Source organism: Arthrobacter sp. Cza30 (assembly GCF_059090765.1).
The window spans coordinates 179235-199813 of sequence record NZ_JBNHGA010000008.1 but is presented as its reverse complement, the minus strand read 5'-3'; the positions used below and the strand labels follow the sequence as shown (position 1 = coordinate 199813).

The 20579-nt window shown below is 68.7% G+C and carries 19 protein-coding genes; 7 read left to right on the top strand and 12 right to left on the bottom strand.

Annotated elements, in window-relative coordinates; genetic code table 11:
• Positions 1-82: 82 nt before the first annotated feature.
• Positions 83-1411, top strand: a complete 1329-nt coding sequence (locus AC5RVZ_RS25705) for an MFS transporter (RefSeq protein WP_494068457.1) — start codon at positions 83-85, stop codon at positions 1409-1411.
• A 136-nt stretch (positions 1412-1547) separates the two neighbouring features.
• Positions 1548-2822 (top strand): ArgE/DapE family deacylase, encoded by a 1275-nt coding sequence (locus AC5RVZ_RS25700; RefSeq protein ID WP_494068456.1) that lies wholly within the window; start codon positions 1548-1550, stop codon positions 2820-2822.
• 43 nt (positions 2823-2865) lie between these two features.
• Here AC5RVZ_RS25700 and AC5RVZ_RS25695 read toward each other — a convergent pair whose 3' ends face one another.
• A complete protein-coding gene (locus AC5RVZ_RS25695) occupies positions 2866-3489 on the bottom strand; it encodes a DedA family protein (protein WP_494068455.1) in 624 nt (207 codons plus the stop codon).
• An 84-nt stretch (positions 3490-3573) separates the two neighbouring features.
• Between AC5RVZ_RS25695 and AC5RVZ_RS25690 the strand changes: the two genes are divergently transcribed.
• The 3 genes from AC5RVZ_RS25690 to AC5RVZ_RS25680 all read left to right on the top strand — a co-directional run bounded on the left by AC5RVZ_RS25690 (position 3574) and on the right by AC5RVZ_RS25680 (position 5950).
• Positions 3574-4587 (top strand): pirin family protein, encoded by a 1014-nt coding sequence (locus AC5RVZ_RS25690; RefSeq protein ID WP_494068454.1) that lies wholly within the window; start codon positions 3574-3576, stop codon positions 4585-4587.
• 3 nt (positions 4588-4590) lie between these two features.
• Positions 4591-4938: a GNAT family N-acetyltransferase gene (locus tag AC5RVZ_RS25685; RefSeq protein WP_494068453.1), complete on the top strand. Its 348-nt coding sequence runs from the start codon at positions 4591-4593 to the stop codon at positions 4936-4938.
• Positions 4939-5038: 100 nt separating this feature from the next.
• On the top strand, positions 5039-5950 hold the full coding sequence (locus tag AC5RVZ_RS25680) for a hypothetical protein (protein WP_494068598.1): 912 nt from the start codon (positions 5039-5041) through the stop codon (positions 5948-5950).
• Positions 5951-5954: 4 nt separating this feature from the next.
• Here AC5RVZ_RS25680 and treS read toward each other — a convergent pair whose 3' ends face one another.
• The 5 genes from treS to AC5RVZ_RS25655 form a co-directional block, all read right to left on the bottom strand.
• The gene (treS, locus tag AC5RVZ_RS25675; RefSeq protein WP_494068452.1) at positions 5955-8351 is read right to left on the bottom strand and encodes a maltose alpha-D-glucosyltransferase; all 2397 of its coding nucleotides are present in this window, start codon (positions 8349-8351) and stop codon (positions 5955-5957) included.
• A 98-nt stretch (positions 8352-8449) separates the two neighbouring features.
• Positions 8450-9691, bottom strand: coding sequence for an RNA polymerase sigma factor (locus tag AC5RVZ_RS25670; protein WP_494068451.1), 1242 nt, complete (start codon positions 9689-9691; stop codon positions 8450-8452).
• 3 nt (positions 9692-9694) lie between these two features.
• Positions 9695-10051 (bottom strand): YciI family protein, encoded by a 357-nt coding sequence (locus AC5RVZ_RS25665; protein ID WP_494068450.1) that lies wholly within the window; start codon positions 10049-10051, stop codon positions 9695-9697.
• Between the two features lie 154 nt (positions 10052-10205).
• Complete coding sequence (locus AC5RVZ_RS25660) at positions 10206-10907, bottom strand: endonuclease/exonuclease/phosphatase family protein (protein ID WP_494068597.1); 702 nt, start codon at positions 10905-10907, stop codon at positions 10206-10208.
• 235 nt (positions 10908-11142) lie between these two features.
• Entirely contained in the window at positions 11143-12606 is a 1464-nt protein-coding gene (locus AC5RVZ_RS25655; protein WP_494068449.1) for a protein adenylyltransferase SelO, read from the bottom strand.
• Positions 12607-12685: 79 nt separating this feature from the next.
• Here AC5RVZ_RS25655 and AC5RVZ_RS25650 point away from each other — a divergent pair, with 79 nt between their 5' ends.
• Both AC5RVZ_RS25650 and AC5RVZ_RS25645 read left to right on the top strand, forming a co-directional pair.
• Positions 12686-12868 (top strand): hypothetical protein, encoded by a 183-nt coding sequence (locus AC5RVZ_RS25650; protein WP_493977043.1) that lies wholly within the window; start codon positions 12686-12688, stop codon positions 12866-12868.
• A gap of 278 nt (positions 12869-13146) precedes the next feature.
• The gene (locus AC5RVZ_RS25645; protein WP_494068448.1) at positions 13147-14652 is read left to right on the top strand and encodes an aldehyde dehydrogenase family protein; all 1506 of its coding nucleotides are present in this window, start codon (positions 13147-13149) and stop codon (positions 14650-14652) included.
• 108 nt (positions 14653-14760) lie between these two features.
• Here the strand turns inward: AC5RVZ_RS25645 and ligM are convergent, their stop codons facing one another.
• The 6 genes from ligM to AC5RVZ_RS25615 form a co-directional block, all read right to left on the bottom strand.
• Complete coding sequence (gene ligM, locus AC5RVZ_RS25640; RefSeq protein WP_494068447.1) at positions 14761-16167, bottom strand: vanillate/3-O-methylgallate O-demethylase; 1407 nt, start codon at positions 16165-16167, stop codon at positions 14761-14763.
• A gap of 99 nt (positions 16168-16266) precedes the next feature.
• Entirely contained in the window at positions 16267-16956 is a 690-nt protein-coding gene (locus tag AC5RVZ_RS25635; protein WP_494068446.1) for a GntR family transcriptional regulator, read from the bottom strand.
• A gap of 52 nt (positions 16957-17008) precedes the next feature.
• Entirely contained in the window at positions 17009-17971 is a 963-nt protein-coding gene (locus AC5RVZ_RS25630; RefSeq protein ID WP_494068445.1) for a VOC family protein, read from the bottom strand.
• Positions 17968-19137: a 4-oxalomesaconate tautomerase gene (locus AC5RVZ_RS25625; protein WP_494068444.1), complete on the bottom strand. Its 1170-nt coding sequence runs from the start codon at positions 19135-19137 to the stop codon at positions 17968-17970. Before AC5RVZ_RS25625 ends, AC5RVZ_RS25630 begins: the two co-directional genes overlap by 4 nt.
• The gene (locus AC5RVZ_RS25620; protein ID WP_494068443.1) at positions 19127-19822 is read right to left on the bottom strand and encodes a 4-carboxy-4-hydroxy-2-oxoadipate aldolase/oxaloacetate decarboxylase; all 696 of its coding nucleotides are present in this window, start codon (positions 19820-19822) and stop codon (positions 19127-19129) included. The genes AC5RVZ_RS25625 and AC5RVZ_RS25620 overlap by 11 nt, the downstream gene beginning before the upstream one ends.
• Entirely contained in the window at positions 19819-20553 is a 735-nt protein-coding gene (locus AC5RVZ_RS25615; RefSeq protein ID WP_494068442.1) for a PIG-L deacetylase family protein, read from the bottom strand. The genes AC5RVZ_RS25620 and AC5RVZ_RS25615 overlap by 4 nt, the downstream gene beginning before the upstream one ends.
• Positions 20554-20579 lie beyond the last annotated feature (26 nt).

The window sequence follows — 20579 nt, the reverse complement described above, 5'->3', positions numbered from 1 at the left end:
CCTCCGTTCAGGGCCATAGGAATTACGGGCTGCCGCTGCCTCCTCCAACGGTGCCGGCCCCGCACAGCTTGAAAGGCAATACGTGACGACGCCGCAATCTCTCAACACCCCCGGCGCTCCGCCGAAAGTCTCCGGCAAGGACGCAGGCAAGATCGCCCGGGCCGCCTTCGTCGGAACGGCTCTCGAGTGGTACGACTACTACCTCTTCGGCACGGCCGCGGCTTTGGTGTTCAACCGCCTGTTCTTCACGGAACTGGATCCCACGGCCGCGTTGCTGGCTTCGTTCGCCACTTTCGGCGTCGGCTTCGCCGCCCGTCCGATCGGCGCCATGCTCTTCGGCTACATCGGCGACAAGTACGGCCGCCGGCCCGCCCTGCTGACCACCATCGTGATGATCGGCGTCGCCACCGGCCTGATCGGTTTGCTGCCCGACTTCGGCAGCATCGGCCTGGCTGCCCCGATCCTGCTCGCCGTCCTGCGGCTCGTCCAGGGACTGGCCGTGGGCGGCGAATGGGGCGGCGCGGTCACGATGGCCGTCGAGCACGCCCCGGTCGAGAAGCGCGGCCGATATGCCGCCCTGGTGCAGGTCGGCTCCCCGGTGGCGACCCTGCTGGCCTCCACGGCGTTCACCCTCGTGCTGCTCTTCCCCTCCGACGTCTTTGACGCCTGGGGCTGGCGCATTCCCTTCCTGCTGGCCTTCCCGATGCTCCTGATCGCCCTGTGGATCCGGCTCAAGGTGGAAGAATCCCCGATCTTCAAGGATCTCCTGGCCCAGGAAGAGACCTCCAAGGTCCCGGCCTTCGACGTCTTCCGCAATGCCGGCGGCCGCCTGGTGGTTGCCGTGCTCGCCGCCCTGCTGGGCGTGGGCGGCTTCTACATGATCACCACCTTCGTGGTCAGCTACGGCGTCAACACCCTGGGAGTGGACCGCAACGTGATGGTCAACGCCACCCTGATCGCCGCCGTCGCGCAGATCATCGTCACCATCCTGATGGGCCGGCTCGCGGAAAAGATCGGCCCGGGCAAGGTCACCATGTGGGGCGGCGTCCTCACCGCCGTCCTGGCCTTCCCGTTGTTCGCCATGATCGACACCAAGTCCCCGCTGCTGATCACCCTGGCCATCACCTTCGGCATCATGCTGATCGCCGTGGCGTACGCCGTCAACGGCGCGCTGCTGACCGACCTGTTCCCGGCGAAACTGCGTTACTCCGGCGTGGCCCTGGGCTACAACATCGCCGGCGCGACCAGCGGCTTCATGCCCATGATCGCCACCGCCATGCTTGGCGTCTCCGGCAACCAGTCCTGGGGCGCGGCCATGATCCTTGCCATCATCGCGCTGCTCACCGCCCTCGGCGGGTTCCTCGGCGAGCGGCTGCGCGTCAAGGACAAGCAGATCGTCGCCGACAGCTAAGTCCCCTCGCCCGCCCCACCCCGGGGCGGGCTCCGGCCTCCGGTGGACACCGCCGTCGGAAGCCGAACTCTCCACCACCTCGCGGGGGAGCCGTCCAGCCGGGCGGCTCCCCCGCGCCATATCAAGGAGCATTCGGATGATCAATGACGAACAGTCCCAACGTATTCTCGATGCCGTCGACGCCGCGTTCGACGCGCAGCTGGCCTTCACCCAGGAGCTGGTGAAGCACCCGTCGCTCCGGACCGCCGAAGGCAGCGCCCAGGACCTGCTGCACACGGCGATGGCCGCCCGCGGCCTGGAAATGGACCGCTGGCAGCTGGACCCCGACGAGCTGGCCACGCATCCGGGCTTCGGCCCCGTCACCGTCTCTTACGACGACGTCGACAATGTCGTCGGCACCTACCGGCCGGCCGCCGAAACCGGCCGCTCGCTCATCCTGAACGGACACGTCGACGTGGTTCCGGAAGGGCCGGAAGAGGCATGGTCGCGCTCCCCCTGGGATGCTCCCATCATCGACGGCTGGATGTACGGCCGCGGTGCCGGCGACATGAAGGCCGGCCTGGCCGCCAACCTCTTCGCGTTCGACGCCGTCAGGGCGGCCGGCCTCGAACCGGCCGGCCGCATCCACTTCCAGTCCGTCGTCGAAGAGGAATGCACCGGCAACGGTTCCCTGTCCGCACTGATGCGCGGCTACCGGGCGGACGCGGTCATCATTCCCGAGCCCGAAGAGGACATGCTGGTCCGGGCCAACGTCGGGGTGCTCTGGTTCAAGGTGCGTGTCACCGGCAACCCGACCCACCCGCGGGAGATGGGCACCGGGTTCAACGCCATCGACGCCGCCTACACCGCCATCACCGCCCTGCGCGAGGTCGAGGAGAAGTGGAACGCGGAGCGGGGCCGGCACCGCTACTTCGAGGACCTGGAACACCCCATCAACTTCAACTTCGGGCAGATCATCGGCGGGGACTGGCCCTCCAGCGTGCCCGCCTGGTGTGAATTCGATGTGCGCGCGGCCATCTACCCCGGGACTCCGGCGGAGCAAGCCTGGCGCGAACTGCAGGAATGCCTCGCCCGGCTAGGGACCGGACCAGAGCCGATCAAGGCCGTCGCGACCAAGACCGGATTCTTCTCCGAAGGCTACGTGCTGGAACCCGGCAGCGAGGCCGAGTCCCTGCTGGAGAGCACGCATGGGCAGGTCTTCGGCAAGGAGCTTCGCAGTTTCACCACTCCCGGCTACCTGGACGGCCGCGTCTTCGCGCTCTATGCCGACACGCCCGCGCTTGTTTACGGCCCGGTCTCCGAAGCGATCCATGGCTTCGACGAGCGAGTGTCCATCGAATCGGTCCGTCGAATCACCAAGAGCATCGCGCTGTTCATCGCCAACTGGTGCGGCGTGGAAGAGCGGGCCTGACGCCGGCCGCCGGCACCCGCTTCCTGCCGGTGCCGGCGGCCGCCTAGCGGCCCCGCTTCCGGACGGACTCCATCCGTTGCCGGTTTTCCCACCACTTCAACGTGTGGTTGATCAGTGACCCCAGCACCAAGGACACGGCGATGGCGAGCAGCACCGCGAACTCGGTGGACAGTTGCGGCCACACGCCCGACGCGGTGCCGATGCCTACCGAGTAGGCGGACCACAGCACACCGGCCAGGGCGGAGTGCGCCAGGAACCGGCGGCCGGGCTGGGGAATCATCGCGGCGGCCACATTGAGCGTCACCCGCCCCATGGGAACAAACCGGGACGTCAGCACCAGCGGCAGCCCCTTGCGGCCCAGCCCGGTGCGGGCCTTGCGAAAGCCCGACTGCCAGTGTCGCCCGGAAAACATCTTCCGCTCGGCGAGGTTGAAGCGGCGCACCAGAAAGAACGTGCCGGCGTCACCCGCTACCGCGCCGGCCAGCATGGCGGCCGCCAAGACGTAAGGGTCGAGGTGGTCCGAGTGCACCGAGAGCGATCCCAACGCGACGAACAGCGTGGTGCTCGGCACCGGAGGAACCAGCGCGGAAACGGTCACGAAGAGCGCACCGGCAGGGTAGATCCACCAGTAATCCAGGCTGCGCAGCAGTTCGCCGAGTTCTTCCATCCCCCCATCCTCCCCGATGCACGGCGGTGCAGGTGCAACGCTGCATCGGGCGGCACGCCATGGGCCCCCGTCTAAACTGGGGTCATGAGCAACTTGGAGGCCGCACCCCGGGAAGTTGTCTGCTCACTGGAAGCAGACTCCGCCGATGCGGAGGTCCTGGCGCCGCGGGACGTGCCGCTGGGCGGCGTCCGCGCCATGAACGTCCGCCGCACCCTGCCGCAGAAGCGGCGCAGCCTGATCGGTTCCTGGTGCTTCCTGGACCATTACGGGCCCGATCTGGTGTCCGGCACCGGCGGCATGCAGGTTCCCCGCCACCCGCACACGGGCCTGGCAACGGTCAGCTGGCTGTTCTCCGGGAGGATCTCGCACCGGGATTCGGCCGGGTTTGAAGCCATCGTGCGCCCGGGGGAAGTGAACCTGATGATCGCCGGCCGCGGCATCTCCCATCAGGAGTTTTCGACGCCGGACACCACCGTCCTGCACGGCGCGCAGCTTTGGTTTGCGCTTCCGGAGTCGACCCGAAACATGCCGCCGACGTTCGAGCATTACGCCCCGGAACCCGTCGTCGGCGACGGGACGGAGTTGCGGGTCTTCTTCGGTTCGCTGGCCGGCTCCACGTCGCCGGTCAACACCTACACTCCTCCGCTGCTCGGCGCCGAGGCCACGCTGCGGGCGGGGGCCCGGCTGGAACTCGACCTGGACGCCGGGTTCGAACACGGAATCCTGCTGGATACCGGCGACCTCCGGCTGGACGGGAACGAGGTCCCGGTGGACCACTTGGTTTACCTCACCCCCGGGCGAAAGCACCTCGTCCTCGAGGCCGGGGATGCCCCGGCCCGGCTGATCCTCATCGGCGGCCAGCCGCTGGGCGAGCAGATCATCATGTGGTGGAACTTCGTGGGCCGGAGCCATGAGGAGATCGTGGCGTACCGCGCCGCCTGGCAGTCCGAGATCGACGTCGACCCGGCGCCGGAACCCGAAAACGGCACCTATCCGGACGGCGCCCCGTATCCCCGGTTCGGCCCCTTCCCCGACGGGATGCCCGCACCGCTGCCCGCCCCGACGTTGCCGACCGTCCAGCTGCGGCCCCGCGGCTAAGCCGTGGAATCCGACGCACCCATCATCGTCCGCCTCAATACGGAACGGCGCCGCTACGAACTGGTGGACGGCGGCAAGGTCATCGGCAAGGCCCACTGGTTGCCGTCAGAGGGGCCGGCCGGACCCGAACGGATTTTCTTCCACACAACGGTCGACGAGGAGTATGCCGGGCAGGGACTGGCCGGACGCCTGGCCCGCTACTCGCTGGATGACACCGCCGCCGCCGGGGTGTCCGTGGTGACCGTCTGCCCCTATTTCAAGTCCTACGTCGAAAAGCACCCGGAGTACCTGGACCAGACCACCCCGGTGCGGCCCGAACATGTGCAAGCGGTCGAACGCGTCGCCGGTTAGGGAACCGACGGAACTCTCTGCGGCCGCCAGCAGTTCTTAACGGGGAGAGATCACCCGTGCACCGGCTTCCACCGGGCAGGCAAGGAGCGGAACCGTGGGAATGTTCGACAAGCTGGTCCAAAAGGGCAAGCAAAAGGCTGTCCAGTACGCCAAGGAGCAATTGGCCCAACGCACCGGGCAACAGCGCCCGCCGCGGCCCCAGGACTCCGGCCGGGAACCGGGCTACGGCCAGGATGCAGGCTACGGTCGCGGGCAAAACCGCGAGTACGGCCAGGACCGTGGTGACGACGGCGGCTACAACCGCGGCTACGGCCAGAACCGTGGTTACGGGCAAGACCGCAGCTACGGCGAGGACCGGGGTTACGGGCAAGACCGTGGTTACGACGGCGGGTACAACCGAGACGGCGGCGACGGCGGCCAGCGGTATCCGTCCCGGCCGCAGCCGCGCAACGGCCGGCCCGGGCAACCCGGCGGCCGCGACGCCGACCAGGCGGCCATCGCGAAATACAAGTACATGCTGCAGACGGCACCGCCCCAGGACATGGAGCGGGCCCACGCCGAAGCCTTCAACCGGTTGACCCCGCAGCAGCGCGCGATGCTCCGGGACGAGCTCAACAGCCAGCTCCCCGCCGCCGAGCGGGCCGCCTCCGACCGGCCCGAGACGCTGGCCAGGACCGCCACCCGCGCCGAACTGGCGCAGCCGGGCTTCATGGAACGGATCCTCGGCCGGACCGGATCGGGCCGGGGCGGCGGCCGCCTTGCCGCCGGAGCCGCCGGCGCCGCGGGAGGCCTGGGCGCCGGCCTGCTGGCCGGTGTGGCCGCCGGCTTCGTCGGCTCGGCCATCGCCGGTCCCCTGCTGGAAGGATTCTCCGGCATCGGGGAGGGACTGGCCGGCGCCGCCGAAGGATTCAGCGATACCGTCGCCTCCGCCGGTGAGGGCTTTGCGGACAATGCAGGCTTCGGCGGTTTCTTTGGCGACGGCGTCGAGGGGCTCGGCGACTGGGAGATCTAGCCCGTCAGGCACCCGTTTGGGGAACGTCGCCGTCGTCATCGGCCTCCAGGACCGGCGGCGTGATCAACAAGGCGGTGCCCGCGTAGGGTCCCAGGTGGAGATAGAAGCTGTGCAGGTCGTCCACCGTGCCGATGGTTTCGCCGCTGAACGCGTCGGTCACTTCGGAGCCCAGCTCCAGGGCTTCGGAGCGGACGGTACCGGCGATTTCCTGGCCGGAGAAGTTCAGGACCGTGACCTCTTGCCCGCCCGAGACCAGCTGGTGGACCATCACCAGCATGCCGCGGTGGGAGACGTCGGGAACGTCGATCAGGGCGCTCTTGGCGATGCCGTGCTCTTCCCGGACGGCCAGGATGCGTGCCAGCTGCCGGGCGAACGAGGCTTCGTCCTCGAGCTGCTCGGGCAACGTGCCGTACAGGGCCTTGCCCATGGGCATGCCGGAGGTTGACGTCTCGGCCGTCGGGTCGAAACCCATCAGGTCATGGGCGCTGCGGTTGATCCAGCGGGTGTCCCCCCGGGACATCAGCCGGGCCACCCGGCTGCGCTCCAGCGGCAACATCCCGCACAGATCCCAGCCGGAGAGCGCGAAGACCCCCGGCTGCAGCGCGTTGTACATGGCCAGCAGCAGGTGCACCCGGCGGATCTCCGCCGACTGCTCTTCGGTGATCGAATCCAGGTCGGTGATGCCCAGCACCGCGGTGATCACGCTGGCCGTGGTGCAGGCGATCCCGTTGGCCGTGAAGACCAGGTTGTAGGGGGCCGCTTCGCCGGTGATCCCGTCCCGCAGGGTCTGCTGCACCTTGTGGGCCAGTTCCGCGCCGGTGAGCTCCTCGCCGTCGAGCTCGTAGACGTCGTCCTTGTGCTTGGTGGTGAAGTGCACCAGTTCGTAGGTCAGCTCGTCGTGGTTCTGCAGTGCGTGCACCAGCGACGCCTGGTCCACGCCGATCTCCATGGCCAGGCGCAGCGTCAGCCGGAGGAACTCGGTGTCCGCGGTGACCAGGGCGTGGTGGTACGCCGGACGCGTCACGAAGTCGTAGGACAGGTCCGGGCCGGTTTCGGAGGTGGCCTTGATGTCGTCGATGGACAGGTTCAGCTCTTGGAAGGTGAAGCCGCCGACCTTGCGGACCATGCTGCCGATGATCTGGTTGGCGGCCGCCGAGAGCGGATGCCCCTCGGACCAGCCCGGCGTTTCCTCGGCGCTCTTCTCCACGCCCAGGAAGCCGTTGGCGTCCAGCCGGAGCGCCCCGGTCCCCAGGTCCACCAGCGAATGCAGGGCATCGCCCATCACCAGGCGCATGCCGGAGAAGGTGGGGTCCAGCCAGTTGATCGACGGCTGGCCGGCCTTGAAGTAGTGCAGATACACCCAGCGGTGGGGCTTGCCCTCTGCGTCCAAGACCGGCGGGGTGGCGCTCCAGTTGGTTTCCTTCACGCCGGGTTCGTAGAAAATGACCCGCTGGAGTTCGCCGATGATGTAGCCGGCCTGTTGGAGCCGGCGCTCGGTCGCGACGTCGATATTGACCGAGTCCTCGCCCTCGGGGACATCCGGCAGCAGGTCCCAGTCGGACTCCGGGATGTCGATCATGTGGTAGATGCCCGGATAGTCGCGGAAGTTCATCTCCGCCAGCCGGAAGTCTGCGCCCTTGCCCGTGTGGCCGGGCACGATGTCGTCCACGATCGTGCCGCCGTGCTCGGCGGCCACCCCGCACATGCTCCGGAACTCGTCCTCGGTGCCGAACAGCGGGTCGATCGCCATGCTGATGCGGTCGAAGTGCCCGTCCACGCTGGGGGTGTGGTTCCAGCCGGTCAGGCCGCCGGCCAGCTTCACCGGCCCGATGTGGATGGCCTTGATGCCGATCTGCTGGAAGGCCTCCCAGAGCGCGGCATCGCCCAGCGCCGCCAGGAAGGTCTGCCCGGGCCTGGTGATCAGCGATAGCGGGTAGGCGGTGAACCAGACCGAGGCCCGCTCCACCGCCGCCCGCGGGTTCGGATACGCGAACGGGTTCTGCCACATGCTCGCCTGCCCCGAGAGCTGGCGCCCCAAAACCTTCGCGTCGCCCAGCATGGACTGGTTGCGCAGCCACTCCACATAGACCTTGTTGCGGGCGTCCGGCTCGAACGGCGGTTGGCCGGGCACAAAATGGCGGCGGCGGGCCCTGGGCCGCAGCGACCGGGGACGGGCCGGGTAGAACTGCTCGTCAAAAGTGATGTCCGGCGCCTGGGGTTCGGCGAGGGGCTCGACGGCGGTGTTCCCGCCGTCTGCCGCGGCGGCACCCCCGTCTGCGCCCGCGGCGGCAGCCCCGTCTGCGCTCGCGGCGGCAGCCCCGTCTGTGCCCGCGGCAGCACCGCCGTCGACATGGTTGGTGCGGTCAAGGACGGGATCGTGCCCCAGAACCGAATCCTTCATGGCGTCATCTCCTTTGTGCTCGACTGCTGGAATTTTCCAGACGGGCTCTACCCCCAACATTGCCAGACGGCCGGGGCCACCACTACCCCGGCCACCGGTCAGCCGGGCAGTTCCAGCTCTTCCACCCGGCGCTGCAGGTGACGGCGTTCCACCTGGTTCCGGCAGAGTTCCAAAGCCAGCCTGTAGTGCTCGGCGGCTTCGGCAACGCGTCCGCTGCGGCGCAGCAGTTCGGCGCGGACTCCCGGCAGCCGATGGTTTCCGCGCAGTTGGGCCTCCAGCCCGCCCAGCAGTTCGAGGTTTGCCGCCGGCCCGTCCGCTTCGGCGGCGGCCACCGCCCGGTTGAGCCGGACCACGGGCGAACCGGTGAGGGCGTCAAGCCTGGCGTAGAGGCCAGCGATGCTCGTCCAGTCCGTTTCTGCGGCGGTGGCGGCCGAACAATGGGCGCCGGCGATCAGCGCCTGCAGCCGCAGTTCCTCGGCGTACCCGCTGTCCGGCGGCTGGTCGATCAGCAGTCCGAGCGCCTCGGAAATCTCCCGGTGGTGCCACCGGCTGCGGTCTTGGTCCGGCAGCAGCACCAGTTCCCCGTCCCGGATGCGCGCGTCGCGCCGGGCATGCTGGAGCATCAACAGCGCCTTGAGGGAGCGCAGCAGCGGCGTGTGCGGCATCAAGTCGTTCAGCAGTCCCGCCAGCCGCACCGCTTCTCCGGCTTCTTCGGCGCGCAGCAGGTCGGCGCCGTCGCCGGGGAGGTAGGCGCTGGTGAAGGCCAGGTAGACCGTCCGTGCCGCGTTCTCCACCCGGGCCGGAAGGTCACCCGCGTCCGGCAGGCCGAATGGAATGCCGGAGCCGGCGATCTTCTTCTTCCCGCGGGTTATCCGGGCCGCCATGGTGGCGTCGCTGACCAGGAACAGCCGCGCAATCCGCGCCGTCGGCAGGCCCATGACGAAGCGCAGCGCCAGCCCGGCCTGCGCCTCGGGAAGCAGCGAAGGATGCGTAGCCATGAAGATCATCGGCAACCGCTCGTCCGCGTACTCCACGTCGCCGGCGCCGCCGGCGGTACCTGCGTCAGGTGCCGCCCCCCGGAGCCGATCGGCGACCAGCAGCGGGAGTTTCCGGCCGGCCACCTGCTCATGCCGCAGCGCATCCAACACGGCGCGCTCCGCGGTGCGGTAGAGCCAGGCGGGCGGGTTGCCGGGAGTGCCCTCGGCCGGCCAGCGGGCGGCGGCCCGGGCGAACGCCTCGGCGAGCGCATCCTCGACCAGGTCCAGCCGCCGGAAGCGCGAGAAAAGCAGCGCCAGCAGCCTGCCCCACTCTTCCCTGTGGATCTGCTCCAGCCGCTCCATGGGTCAGGCCGAATCCGGTGCCACCATCGCACGGACCTCCACCGGGGCGTCGCCGGCCAGCAGCGCGCAGATCGACACAAGATCGTCCAGGTTGTCCGTCTCCACGGTATAAAAACCGCTCAACTGTTCCACCGACTCCGCATAGGGCCCGTCCGTGACCAACACCCCGTCCGGGGTCGCCCGCACGGTCTTCGCCGTCCGTGAATGCTGCAGCTCTGCGCCACCGGTGATCGTGTGCCCGTGTTCCTTCAGCAGGGCGGCGAATTCCCCGTGCCGCGTATAGGCCGCCGCGCGCTGCTCCGGCGTGCTCTGCTCCCAGCTGTCCTCGTTATCCGGCAACAGCACCATGTACTCGGTCATCTCAACGTATCCCTTCGCCGGCCGCGCATCCTCTGCGCGGCGCCCGTGTCGACGTGATCGGTTCGACACTATGATGACGCGCGGCCTGCTGCGGATTCGACAACCCTGCCGTGTCACTTTCCGTGACGGTACGCGGCGTCCACCTGCGAACCTGTCAGCTGGCGCGGAGGTTGCGGTTCTCGTCGACGTATTCCGCCGTCACCAGGATCGGCAGGTGGTCGGACTGGCCGCGCGGCAGGGTTTCCACGCTTTGAATGTCCAGGCCCAGGGAGGTGGCGAAATCGAAGTGGCCGCGGAAAAGTTTGTAGCGCGTGTAGGTCCGGCGGTTGCTTAGGGTGAGCTCGTAGCCCGTTTCCTTGAGGTGCTCAATGAGGCTCTTTGTGAAAAAGGGGTAGTTGAAGTCCCCCACCATCAGTGTCATCTGCTCGCCCGTGCCGCCCATGCCCAGCAGCGCTTCGTGGCCGGCCTTGATCTGGTGCCGGCGCAGGGAGTTGGTGGCCGTCAGCGGCGCGGCGTGAAAGTCACCGACGACGATTTCGTGTTTGCTCTCGTTGTCCACCATTTTGACTCCGAGCAGCCGCTCGTGGGCGGGCGCCAGCACATAATCGTGCAGCGACTTCTTGAGTTCGAAGGTGTTGGTATCGAGTGCGGAGAACCTGTTCTCGTCGTAATAGACGGCCAGCCCCAGCCTGTTTCCCTTGGTCGAATCGGCCAACCGCAGGTGTCCCAGCGTGTGCGGAAGTTTCTCTGTGTCCGCTTCCTGCAGGCACATGACGTCGACGTCGTAGCGGTCGGTCAAATCCTCGAGTTCCGCGCTCGCACTGTGTTTCCGCAGGTTGTAGCTGATGGCTCTCAACAAAGAATCACCCTTCCGTCGCGGTCGCTGTAGCCTGCGCCCATACTACAGAGCCAGCCTTGCGGTTACATTCGGCTGCCGCCTGCCGGGGCGGTCAAAAGGGCGGATTCGCCCCGCATAGACGCCGGAAACCGGGCACGGATTTCCTTCGACGGCGCGTGCCGGCGGCGACCATCGAGGGTGCGTTCACGGGCAACGGCAGCCATCCCGTCGTGGCTTTAAGGACGGCGGTCCCTCAGGTTCCGCAGAAAGTCCGGTAGCTGCCGAAGTCGTCCGGCGCGGCGGCGGCGTAGCGCTCCAAACCGGGACGCTCGTCGTAGGGGCGGGTCACCGCGTTCAGCAGGCGGTTCAGCGGGTCCAGGTCTCCGTGCGTGGCGGTGTCGAGGGCCTCCTCGACCAGGTGGTTGCGGGGAATGTAGACGGGGTTAACCCGGTCCATCAAGCCGGCGTCCGGTTCGAGTGGCCGCCATCGCGCCACCCAGGCATCGAACCCTGCTGGGTCCGGAAACAGGTGCCGCGCCTCTTCGGTTTGGCCCCGGGCGGCCGCGCCGAGGCTGCGGAAGAATGAGGTGTGGTCTACCTTGCCCTCCTGGAGCATTGCCAGCAGGTCATTCACGAGCGGCGAGGCCGCAGCGGCATCGACCTCGCCGTCCAGGCCGATCTTGGCCTTAGCGCCGGCCAACCAGGCGGTGCTGTACTCGCTCCTGAAGGCGCCCAGGGCTTCTGACGCGAGCGCGGCCGCCTGCTCTTGATCGTCGTGCAAGAGCGGCAGGAGAGCCTCCGCGAGCCGGGCGAGGTTCCATTCGGCGGCAAGCGGCTGGTTGGCATACGCGTAACGCCCGCCCTCGTCGATGGAACTGAAGACGGAGGCCGGATCGAAGGCGTCCATGAAGGCGCAGGGCCCGTAGTCGATGGTTTCACCGGAGATCGTCATGTTGTCGGTGTTCATGACCCCGTGCACGAATCCCACGAGCATCCACTGCGCCACCAGCGCGGCCTGGGCGCCCAGCACCGCCTGAAACAGCGCCAGATAGGGGTGCTCGGCCTCGGCGGCCGCCGGATGGTGGCGGGCAATGGCATGGTCGGCGAGCCGGCGCAGGAGGCCGGCGTCACCCGTGGCCCGGGCATACTGGAAACTTCCCACGCGCAGATGGCTGCCGGCCACCCGCACCAGAACGGCTCCCGGCAACTCGGTGTCACGGTATACCGGCAGCCCCGTGGCCACGACGGCGAGGGAGCGCGTGGTGGGAATGCCCAGGGCATGCATGGCCTCGCTGACCACATATTCGCGCAGCATCGGGCCCACCGCGGCCTGGCCGTCACCGCCCCGCGCGAACGGCGTGGGCCCCGAACCCTTGAGGTGGACGTCGCGCAGCCGGCCGCCCACGTCGGTCAGCTCGCCCAGCAGGAGGGCCCGCCCGTCGCCGAGCCGGGGCGAGTACCAGCCGAACTGGTGTCCGGCGTACGCCTGCGCCACCGGAGTGGCGCCACCGGGGATCCGGTTGCCCGTCAACAGCTGCAGCCCGTCGGGGCTGCGCAGGGCCGCCGGGTCGATTCCCAATTCGGCGGCCAGCGGCTCGTTGAGAACCAGCAGGCGCGGGTCGGGGACCTCCTGCGCCCGCCAGGGGACGGCCAACTCCGCAAGCTCGCGGGCGAAGCGGCCATCAAACGCGAGGGTTGATTGTGCTGGAGCACTCATCCCCCAAGAATAACTAGGACACCACGGGCGGCGTCACCCCAGCCGGCAGATGCCCGGGAACTGCAAAGGAAAGACCACGATGAGCACGCACATCCACAGCATCCTGAACCGGGCCGGAGAAGAGATGGTGTACATCGGACCGGACCACCCCTCCTACGAACTGCTCGCCGGGCTGGTGGCCTCCGTGCACCAAGCCTGGCAGGAAGGCTACGACCAGGGTCGCAGCGGCGGCACGGACGAAAACCCGTACCGCGGCTATTGAGGGACGGTGCCGTTGGCTGCCTGCACGTTGCCACGGCCATCCGCGCAGCCGCGGGCGCTCGGGCACCACGGAATGGCGGCGCCAGCCGGAAAATAGGGCGCACCACCCCCTAGCACTCCCCCCGCGGATAGGCAAAGCTGAAGGCAGGGGAAACTGGCGCACACCACGCTCATGAGGTTGTCGCCTTCAGCCGGCCGGGGGCGCCGACGCTGAAGAACGTCGCTCCTGCAGTTCCGGCATGGGGCCGGAACGGTCAAAACACAGAGAGGTGTTTCGAGATGACTGACGTAGCAAGCACTACCGGCGAAACCGGCCAGGTGACTACCGGGCTCTACATCGGCGGCGAAGTCCGGGACTCCGGCGAAAAATACGCGGTAGCGGACCCCGGCAAGCCCGGTTCCGTGGTCGGCTACGCGGCGGCCGCCACCCGGCAGGATGTGGCCGACGCCGTCGCCGCCGCGAAGTCCGCCTTCCCCGCGTGGGCTGCGCTCGGCGCCAAGGAACGCGCCGCCCAGCTCGGCGCGGCCATCGAAGGCATCGCCGATCTCCGTGACGAGGACGCGGCGATCCTGTCGCAGGAAAACGGCAAGATCCGGATGGAGGCCTGGGTGGACGCCCTGGTCTTCGAGATCCGCTTCCAGCTCGCCCTCGCCCTCGCGGACGAGGTGGACCAGGGCAAGGTTTTGGAACCGGCGCCGGGCATCCCGGTGACCACCTCCGTGGCGTACCAGCCGCTGGGCGTGGTCACGGTGATTGTTCCGTTCAACTGGCCCATTGCCATCCTCGGCGCCTCGCTGCCGCACGCCCTGCTGGCAGGCAACACGGCGATCGTGAAGCCGCCGCCCACCACGCCGCTGGCGATCACCCGGGTAGTGCAGCGCGTGGCCGAAAAGCTGCCGCCGGGGGTGCTGAATATTGTCACGGGCCAGGACAGCGAGATGGGCGGCCTGATCCAGAACGACGACGTGGCGAAGGTCTGCTTTACCGGCAGCGTGGGCGGCGGCAAGAAGATGATGGAGATGGCGTCCAAGAGCCTGACCCGGGTTACCTTGGAGCTCGGCGGCAACGACCCGGCGGTGGTCCTCGAAGACGCCGTCCTGGACGACACGCACCTGGACCGGCTGTATGCCGCGGTCTTCGACACGACCGGGCAGATCTGCATGGCCGCCAAGCGCATCTACGTGCACCGCTCCCGGCTGGAGGAACTGGTCGCCGGGCTGTCCGAGCGGCTGGAGAAGGCCGTCGTCGGCTACGGCCTGGACGAGGGCACCACCATGGGCCCGCTGCACCAGCCCGCGCAGAAGACCTTCGTCGAAGAACTCATCGCCGAGGCGAAGGCCGCCGGGGCCGACGTCCGCGAATTCGGGGAACTGCCGGCGGACCCGGAGCTGCACGGCGGCAACTTCCTGCGGCCGGCGTTGGTGGTCGATCCGGACCCGCAGCTGCGCGTGGTCACGCAGGAACAGTTCGGTCCGGTCATCCCGATCCTCCCCTTCGACACCGAAGAGGAAGCACTGGCCCTGGCCAACGACACCTGGGCCGGCCTCTGCGGCTCGGTGTGGACCGCGGACACGGACAAGGCCAACGCCGTCGGCTCGCAACTGGTCTGCGGCTACGTCTGGGTCAACGACCACGGCGCGACCCGCCTGGACCTCCGGGCGCCGTTCGGCGGCATGAAGCACTCGGGCTTCGGCCGGGAACAGGGCATCGAAGGCGTCCGCGCGTTCCAGGACACCCGCGCCATCGCCCACCTGGACGAGGCGGCAGCCGCCGCAGGCCACTAACTACGACGACGGCGGCGGGCTGACCGCGGCGGCGGGCGGCCCTTCCTCCGCCCGAAGCCGAGGCACCCGAGGAACGGGCCGGCCGCGCCTGCGGCCGGGTCCCCCGGTTCAGACGGCCTGGGCGGTCCGCCAGCCGCCGCGGTATTCCTTGCGCGCGGTCACGGAGTAGGGCGCGGGGCTGACCACGGCCCGGACTTCCAGCTGCCGGTGCGGTTCCACGGTGGTCTTGCGGGTGCCGCCGTCGGGCTCGCCCCAGACCACGTTCACCTCGGTGCCGATCTCGACGTCGGGGTTGACCGTGGCCAGCGACAGCGCCCGCCGCTCGTTGGCGCTGTAACCGGTGAACAGGGACAGGCCCACGTTCGTGCCGCCGGCGTCGACAATGGAATCGTAGTTCGAGGAGCCGTAGTTGGCGTTGGGCAGGTCGAAGTACTTGTAGGGCGTCCCCTCCGTGTCGAACAGCGAGGCGAAGATCTTGGTCATGTCCTCGGCGTTCCAGGCCAGCGTGACCTTCTTCCGCTGCTCCTGGCCGTCGATCTTTTCCAGCGCGTCGCGGCCGATGAAGTCGTGGTCGAACTTGACGAAGGAGCCGTAGCCCAGCTCCCACGGGTTCAGGTAGTAGTCGTCGATGTTGTCGGAGACGAAGCTGCCGGCCACGGCGTTGACGGCTTCGTAGCTGTCCGCGCCCAACCATTCCCGGTACGGGCGAAGCTCTTCCCCGGAGTAGATGGCCGGCAGCGGGGACGGAATCCAGCCCGATTCCAGGGTGTTGGACGAGTATGCCCGGGCGCCGACGGCCAGCAGGCCGAACTCCCGGCCGGCGTCCAGGATAAACTCGCGGACGCGCTCGTAGGACTCGTAGGGCCCCCAGAGCTCCAGTCCGGGGGCGCCGGCCATGCCGTGGCGGAGCGTGCGCACCTGTGCCCCGGCCACCTGCATGTGGTCCATGCTGAAGAATTTCAGCTGCTCCACGGTGCCGCCGTTGAGCTTTTCGATGACCTGCCACGCGTTAGGACCCTGGATCTGGAACCGCCAGTACCTGCGCTGCACGGGCTTGCCCATCGGCCGCGACGGCGACCGCCGGTCCACCTCCAGCTCCACGTCGTACCCGCCGGTCTGCCCGTGGAAGAGCAGCCAGTTGGCCGCGGGGGAACGCCCCACGTAGACGAACTGGTCCTCGGCCTCGTGAAAGAGGATGCCGTCGCCGATCACGTGCCCGGACGGCGTCGTCGGCACATATTGCTTGGCCCTGTTCACCGGGAAGGTGGCCACCGAGTTGACCGCGGTGTCGGAGATCAGTCTCAGGGCATCGGGGCCCTTGATGAACAGGTTGTCCATGTGGTGGGACTGGTCGTACAGCACGGCGGTCTCCCGCCAGGCCCGGACCTCGCTGCGCCAGTTGGTGAATTCAGGTGCCACCACCGGATAAACATAGGCGCCGATCTGCGAATTGCGCAGCAGATCCACCGTATTGCCAGCCTGGTCCAGGACGTCCTGCAGGTTCTGTGCACTCATGATTCCCCTATCCCCGCCGGCCGGGGCCGGCGTCTCTTCCATGCCCCCGTTGGCCGAAGGCATGCTGTTCGATTGCGGGCGGCAGGGGAACCGGCTTCTTTAGCGGCCGGGCTCCTCGGCCGCCCGCGTGATGGCATTGGCGACGCTCTTGAGGTGCTTATCCATGGCTGCGGCGGCCCGTTCCGGATCCTTGGCGCAGACCGCGTCCAGAATCTCCAGGTGTTCGGGCAGCGATACGGCCGGCCGGCCCGGCTGCATGGCCAGCCGGAACTGGAAGCGGACGCTCTGGCCGCGCAGGCGCGCGATCAGTGCCGCCGCCGTTTCGTGCCGGCTCAATTCGACGACCCGGCGGTGCAGGGTCTTGTTCAGGTCCGAATACTGCAGCAGGTCGCCGGCGGCCACGGCCCGGCTCATGGCCTCGCCCAGGGCCTGGAGTTCCTGCACGTCCTCGTCGGTGACCTGTTCGGCGGCCTTGGCCGCGCAGATGGCTTCCAGGGCGGCGCGGACCTCGGTGATTTCCACCGCTTCCTCTACCGCGACCGCGCGCACCCGGGCGCCCCGGTTTTGGATGCGCTCCACCAGCCCCTCCAGCGTCAGCTCCGCCAGCGCCGCCCGGACGGTGGCCCGGCTGGCATGGAACTCGGCGCAGATGTCCGCCTCCACCAGTCGCTGGTTGGGCACGAGTTCGCCCCGGTCGATCGCCCTTTTCAGCCCGGCGACGACGGCGGCCGAGTCGGTTGATCGGGGTGCGGCAGTTTGGCTGGCGGTGCTCACGGGAGGTTGCTCCATGCTTGGATAGTGTGCTGACAAAGTTGTTGCCAATAACCTAGCCCATCGGTTCTCAGTGCGTGTCCGGCACCTCGACGGGCGGTGTGCCGTGGGTATGGAAGGTCGAGATGGTCTGCATCCCCCAGGCCTGGCCCTTCTTCCGTTCCGTCTCGGTCCAGACCACCGGTTCCCAGTCCGGTGCCAGCAGGAGCCGCGCGCCGGCGTTGGCGAACTCGATGCGGTTTCCGCCCGGCTCGTAGACGTAGAGGAAGAACGTCTGGTTGATGGTGTGCTTGTGCGGGCCGGACTCGATGTGGATGCCGTTCTCCAGGAAGATGTCGGCGGCCTTGAGGATGTCTTCGCGGGTGTCCGGGGCGAAGGCGATGTGGTGCAGGCGCCCGGAGGCGCCCAGGTGGTCGGCCGAGTAGACCAGGTCATAGGACTTCTGGCCGAACCGGAACCAGTGGGCCGCGATGCGTCCGTTGTCCAGCCGGATCAGTTCGCTGTCCTTCAGGCCTAGGACGTCGGCCGAGAACTTCGCGTTCTCCTCCACGTTGGCCGCCAGGTAGTTGATGTGGTCCAGCCGGCGGGCGTTGACCCCGTGGCCGGGGAAGCGGGACGCCTGGTTTTTCAGGGCCGGCTTGTCGTCCGTGGCCCGGTACCACTCGGTCTCGTAGTAGACGGACATTGGGTGCCCGTCCGGGTCCGCGAAGTGGAACGACGGCCCGACGCCGAATTCCCCGTCCCGCCACTGTCCGCCCCGCCCGGATTCCTGGATCGAAGCCACCAGCCGGTCCAGCGCCTCGGGCGAGGCCGCCCGGTGCGCGACCAGTCCGACGCCGGAGGCCTGCCGCGGGGTGAGCTTGATGCTCCAGTTTTCGTAGTCGTCCCAGGTGCGCAGGAAGACCGAGTCTCCAGCGCGGGCGACCTCCCGCATGGCCAGCAGGTCGTTAAAGAACCAGTAGCTCTCGTCGAACTTGTCCGTGAACAGTTCGATGTTGCCCAGGTGGGCGATGTCCCGGTGCTGGGGTGTCATGGTCTTCCTTCACGTGGTTGCGGGGCGGCCCGGTCTCGGGGAAAGACGGTGCCGTCGAACAGCTTCCGCGCCGTCCGCAGCACCGTGGAGGAAGTGGTGGTGATGCCGGCGGGGCCGTCGGCCAGTTCCGCGCCGACGTCCAGGTAGCCGGTGGGGTGCTCGAGCCGCAGCGGCCTCCCGCCGGCGGGGAGCCGGGCCAGTTCGTGTCCGACGGCGTTCGGCAGCTGGATGCCGGCCGCGACGGTGGTGGCGCCGAGCACGCCGAGGGACGTGTGGCAGCGCACCGGCAGGAAGCTGCGGGTGTTGACCGTGCCCCCGTTCCGCGGCGCGGAGAGCAGCACCAGCTTCGGCACGGTCTTGCCGGACACGTCGCCCATGCCCATCAGCTTCGCCGCCTCCCGTCGGATCCGGGCCAGCCGGTCCGCCAGTGCGGTGTCGGCTTCCAGTTCGGCCGGATCCTCGTAGCCGGTGACCCCGAGGTCGGCCGCCCGCAGCAGGACCGACGGCATGCCGTTGTCCACGCAGGTAACGTCGACGCCGTCCGCCACGTCCTGCTCCTGACCGGTGGGCAGCAGCGCCCCGGTGGAGGATCCGGCCGTGTCGGCAAAGTCCAGGGTGACCGGGGCGGCCGTACCGGGCACGCCGTCGATGGCTGCGTCCCCTCGGTAGTCCACCCGGCCGCCGGGCGTCGGGAAGGTGGCCGTGGCCCTGCTGTCCGAATTCACCATCCGGATGCGCACCGCCGTCGTGCTTCCCTGCGCCGAAAGCAGGCCGCGTTCGACGGCGAAGGGGCCGACGCCGGCGAGGATGTTGCCGCAGTTCTGGCTGTCCGTGACCGTCGCCTCGTCCACGGCGACCTGCAGGAACAGGTAGTCCACGTCGGTCTCTTCGCCGGCCGACGGCGAGATGACCGCCACCTTGCTGGTCAGCGGGTGCGCCCCGCCGATGCCATCGATCTGGCGGGCGTCCGGGCTGCCCATGATCCGCAGCAGCAGGTCGTCGCGGTCGGCGCTGTCCGCCGGCAGGTCCCGGGCCAGGAAGTAGGCGCCCTTGGACGTGCCGCCGCGCATCAGCATGCAGCGGACGCCGTGGTCGTAGTCCCCGCCGGCTCCGGAAGGTGCGGCCGCGCCCAAGGGCCGGGCATCGCCGTCGTGCTCAGCCGTCATAGTCCTCGGCCGCCACGTACTGAACGCCGAGCTTCTCCAGCACCGGCCGCAAACCGTAGTAGTCCAGGCCCAGCGTCCCCTCCTGGAACCGGGACCGGGTCTTCTCCTCCTTGTCCAGGCGCGCCTGCGAAGCCTCGACCGCTGCCGGTGCTTCCAGCCGCGGCACGCAGACCACGCCGTCGTCGTCGGCCACGATCACGTCGCCCGGCCGGACCGTGACCCGGCCCAGGGTGATGGGAACGTTGACCGCCCCGGCGCTCGCCTTCACCGTGCCCTGGGCGTGAACGGCCGCGGACCAGGCGGGGAAGCCCATCACCTGCAGTTCGGCCACGTCGCGCACCCCGGTGCTGGTGACCACGCCGCGGACGCCGCGGTACTGCAGGGCGGTGGCGAAGAGTTCGCCGAACAGGCCGTCGGTGCATTCGGACGTCGTGGTGACCACCAGGATGTCCCCGGGGCGGCACTGCTCAATGGCCGCGTGGATCATCAGGTTGTCGCCGGGCCAGCAAAGCACCGTGACGGCGGTGCCGGCCACCCGGACGCCGGACTGGATCGGCCGGAACTGCGGGCCGGCCAGGCCGGTGCGGCCCATCGCCTCGTGGACCGTGGCCACGCCGAAGCCGGCGAGCGCGTTGGCGTCGGCCAGTTCGGCGCGGGGCGGGTTGGTGACGATGACGTTCTTCATGCCAGCGTGCCGGTCACTTGGGGGTAGTAGCGCATGTAGGCCTCGCCCTTGGTGTCCGTGGGGAAGCCGAGGTTGGGGCCGGCGTTGCGTTTGACCTGCACGCCGCGGCGCGTGGCCAGGTCCGTGTAGTAGTCCCACATGTGCTGCTGCGCCGGCAGGCATTCCATCGCCGTGCGTTTGGCCGGGAAGGCCGCCGTGATGTCGAGCAGGACGTTGGGCTTGAAGTCGCTTTGCTCCGGCTGGTGCGGTTCGAAGAAGAACACCGGCGGGGCGCCCAGCGGGTCGCCCGGGGCGTCGTAGCCGATGGCCTGCGCCAGCACCCGCGCGTCCAGCGCCATCCGGGCCGCGGCCGGGTGGTCCCCGTTGTAGGGGTCGGCCAGCGGATGGGTCAGCACCACCGTGGGCTTGACCTCGCGGTAGATCCTGACCAGTTCGTCCACCAGTTCCCGCGTGGGCACCAGCGGATAGTCGCCGGCGTCCAGGAACCGGACCTCGGCGCCGAGCGCCGCGGCGGCGTTCTCCGCCTCCTGCCGGCGGATCGCCTTGATCTCTTCGAGTTCCTTGCCCTCGCGCCAGGCCTTGGCGGACTCGCCGCGTTCGCCGTAGGAGAGGCACACGACGACGGCGCGTTCCCCGCGCTGTGCCGCGGCGGCAATGGCGCCGCCGGCCCGCCAGACAAAATCGCCCGCGTGCGCGCTGACCACCAACAGGGCCGGCTCGGTGTCGCTCAAAGGTCCTCCCGGGGTCGTTGTCCTAG

Bases quoted from the DNA above. Each gene is read 5' to 3' on its own strand.
- AC5RVZ_RS25620 (WP_494068443.1), bottom strand. From the start codon at position 19,822: ATGAAGAACGTCATCGTCACCAACCCGCCCCGCGCCGAACTGGCCGAC.
- AC5RVZ_RS25700 (WP_494068456.1), top strand. From the start codon at position 1,548: ATGATCAATGACGAACAGTCCCAACGTATTCTCGATGCCGTCGACGCC.
- treS (WP_494068452.1), bottom strand. From the start codon at position 8,351: ATGAAGGATTCGGTTCTGGGGCACGATCCCGTCCTTGACCGCACCAAC.
- AC5RVZ_RS25645 (WP_494068448.1), top strand. From the start codon at position 13,147: ATGACTGACGTAGCAAGCACTACCGGCGAAACCGGCCAGGTGACTACC.
- AC5RVZ_RS25655 (WP_494068449.1), bottom strand. From the start codon at position 12,606: ATGAGTGCTCCAGCACAATCAACCCTCGCGTTTGATGGCCGCTTCGCC.
- AC5RVZ_RS25690 (WP_494068454.1), top strand. From the start codon at position 3,574: ATGAGCAACTTGGAGGCCGCACCCCGGGAAGTTGTCTGCTCACTGGAA.
- AC5RVZ_RS25630 (WP_494068445.1), bottom strand. From the start codon at position 17,971: ATGACACCCCAGCACCGGGACATCGCCCACCTGGGCAACATCGAACTG.
- AC5RVZ_RS25650 (WP_493977043.1), top strand. From the start codon at position 12,686: ATGAGCACGCACATCCACAGCATCCTGAACCGGGCCGGAGAAGAGATG.
- AC5RVZ_RS25665 (WP_494068450.1), bottom strand. From the start codon at position 10,051: ATGACCGAGTACATGGTGCTGTTGCCGGATAACGAGGACAGCTGGGAG.
- AC5RVZ_RS25635 (WP_494068446.1), bottom strand. From the start codon at position 16,956: ATGGAGCAACCTCCCGTGAGCACCGCCAGCCAAACTGCCGCACCCCGA.
- AC5RVZ_RS25695 (WP_494068455.1), bottom strand. From the start codon at position 3,489: ATGGAAGAACTCGGCGAACTGCTGCGCAGCCTGGATTACTGGTGGATC.
- AC5RVZ_RS25680 (WP_494068598.1), top strand. From the start codon at position 5,039: ATGTTCGACAAGCTGGTCCAAAAGGGCAAGCAAAAGGCTGTCCAGTAC.
- AC5RVZ_RS25625 (WP_494068444.1), bottom strand. From the start codon at position 19,137: ATGACGGCTGAGCACGACGGCGATGCCCGGCCCTTGGGCGCGGCCGCA.
- AC5RVZ_RS25670 (WP_494068451.1), bottom strand. From the start codon at position 9,691: ATGGAGCGGCTGGAGCAGATCCACAGGGAAGAGTGGGGCAGGCTGCTG.
- ligM (WP_494068447.1), bottom strand. From the start codon at position 16,167: ATGAGTGCACAGAACCTGCAGGACGTCCTGGACCAGGCTGGCAATACG.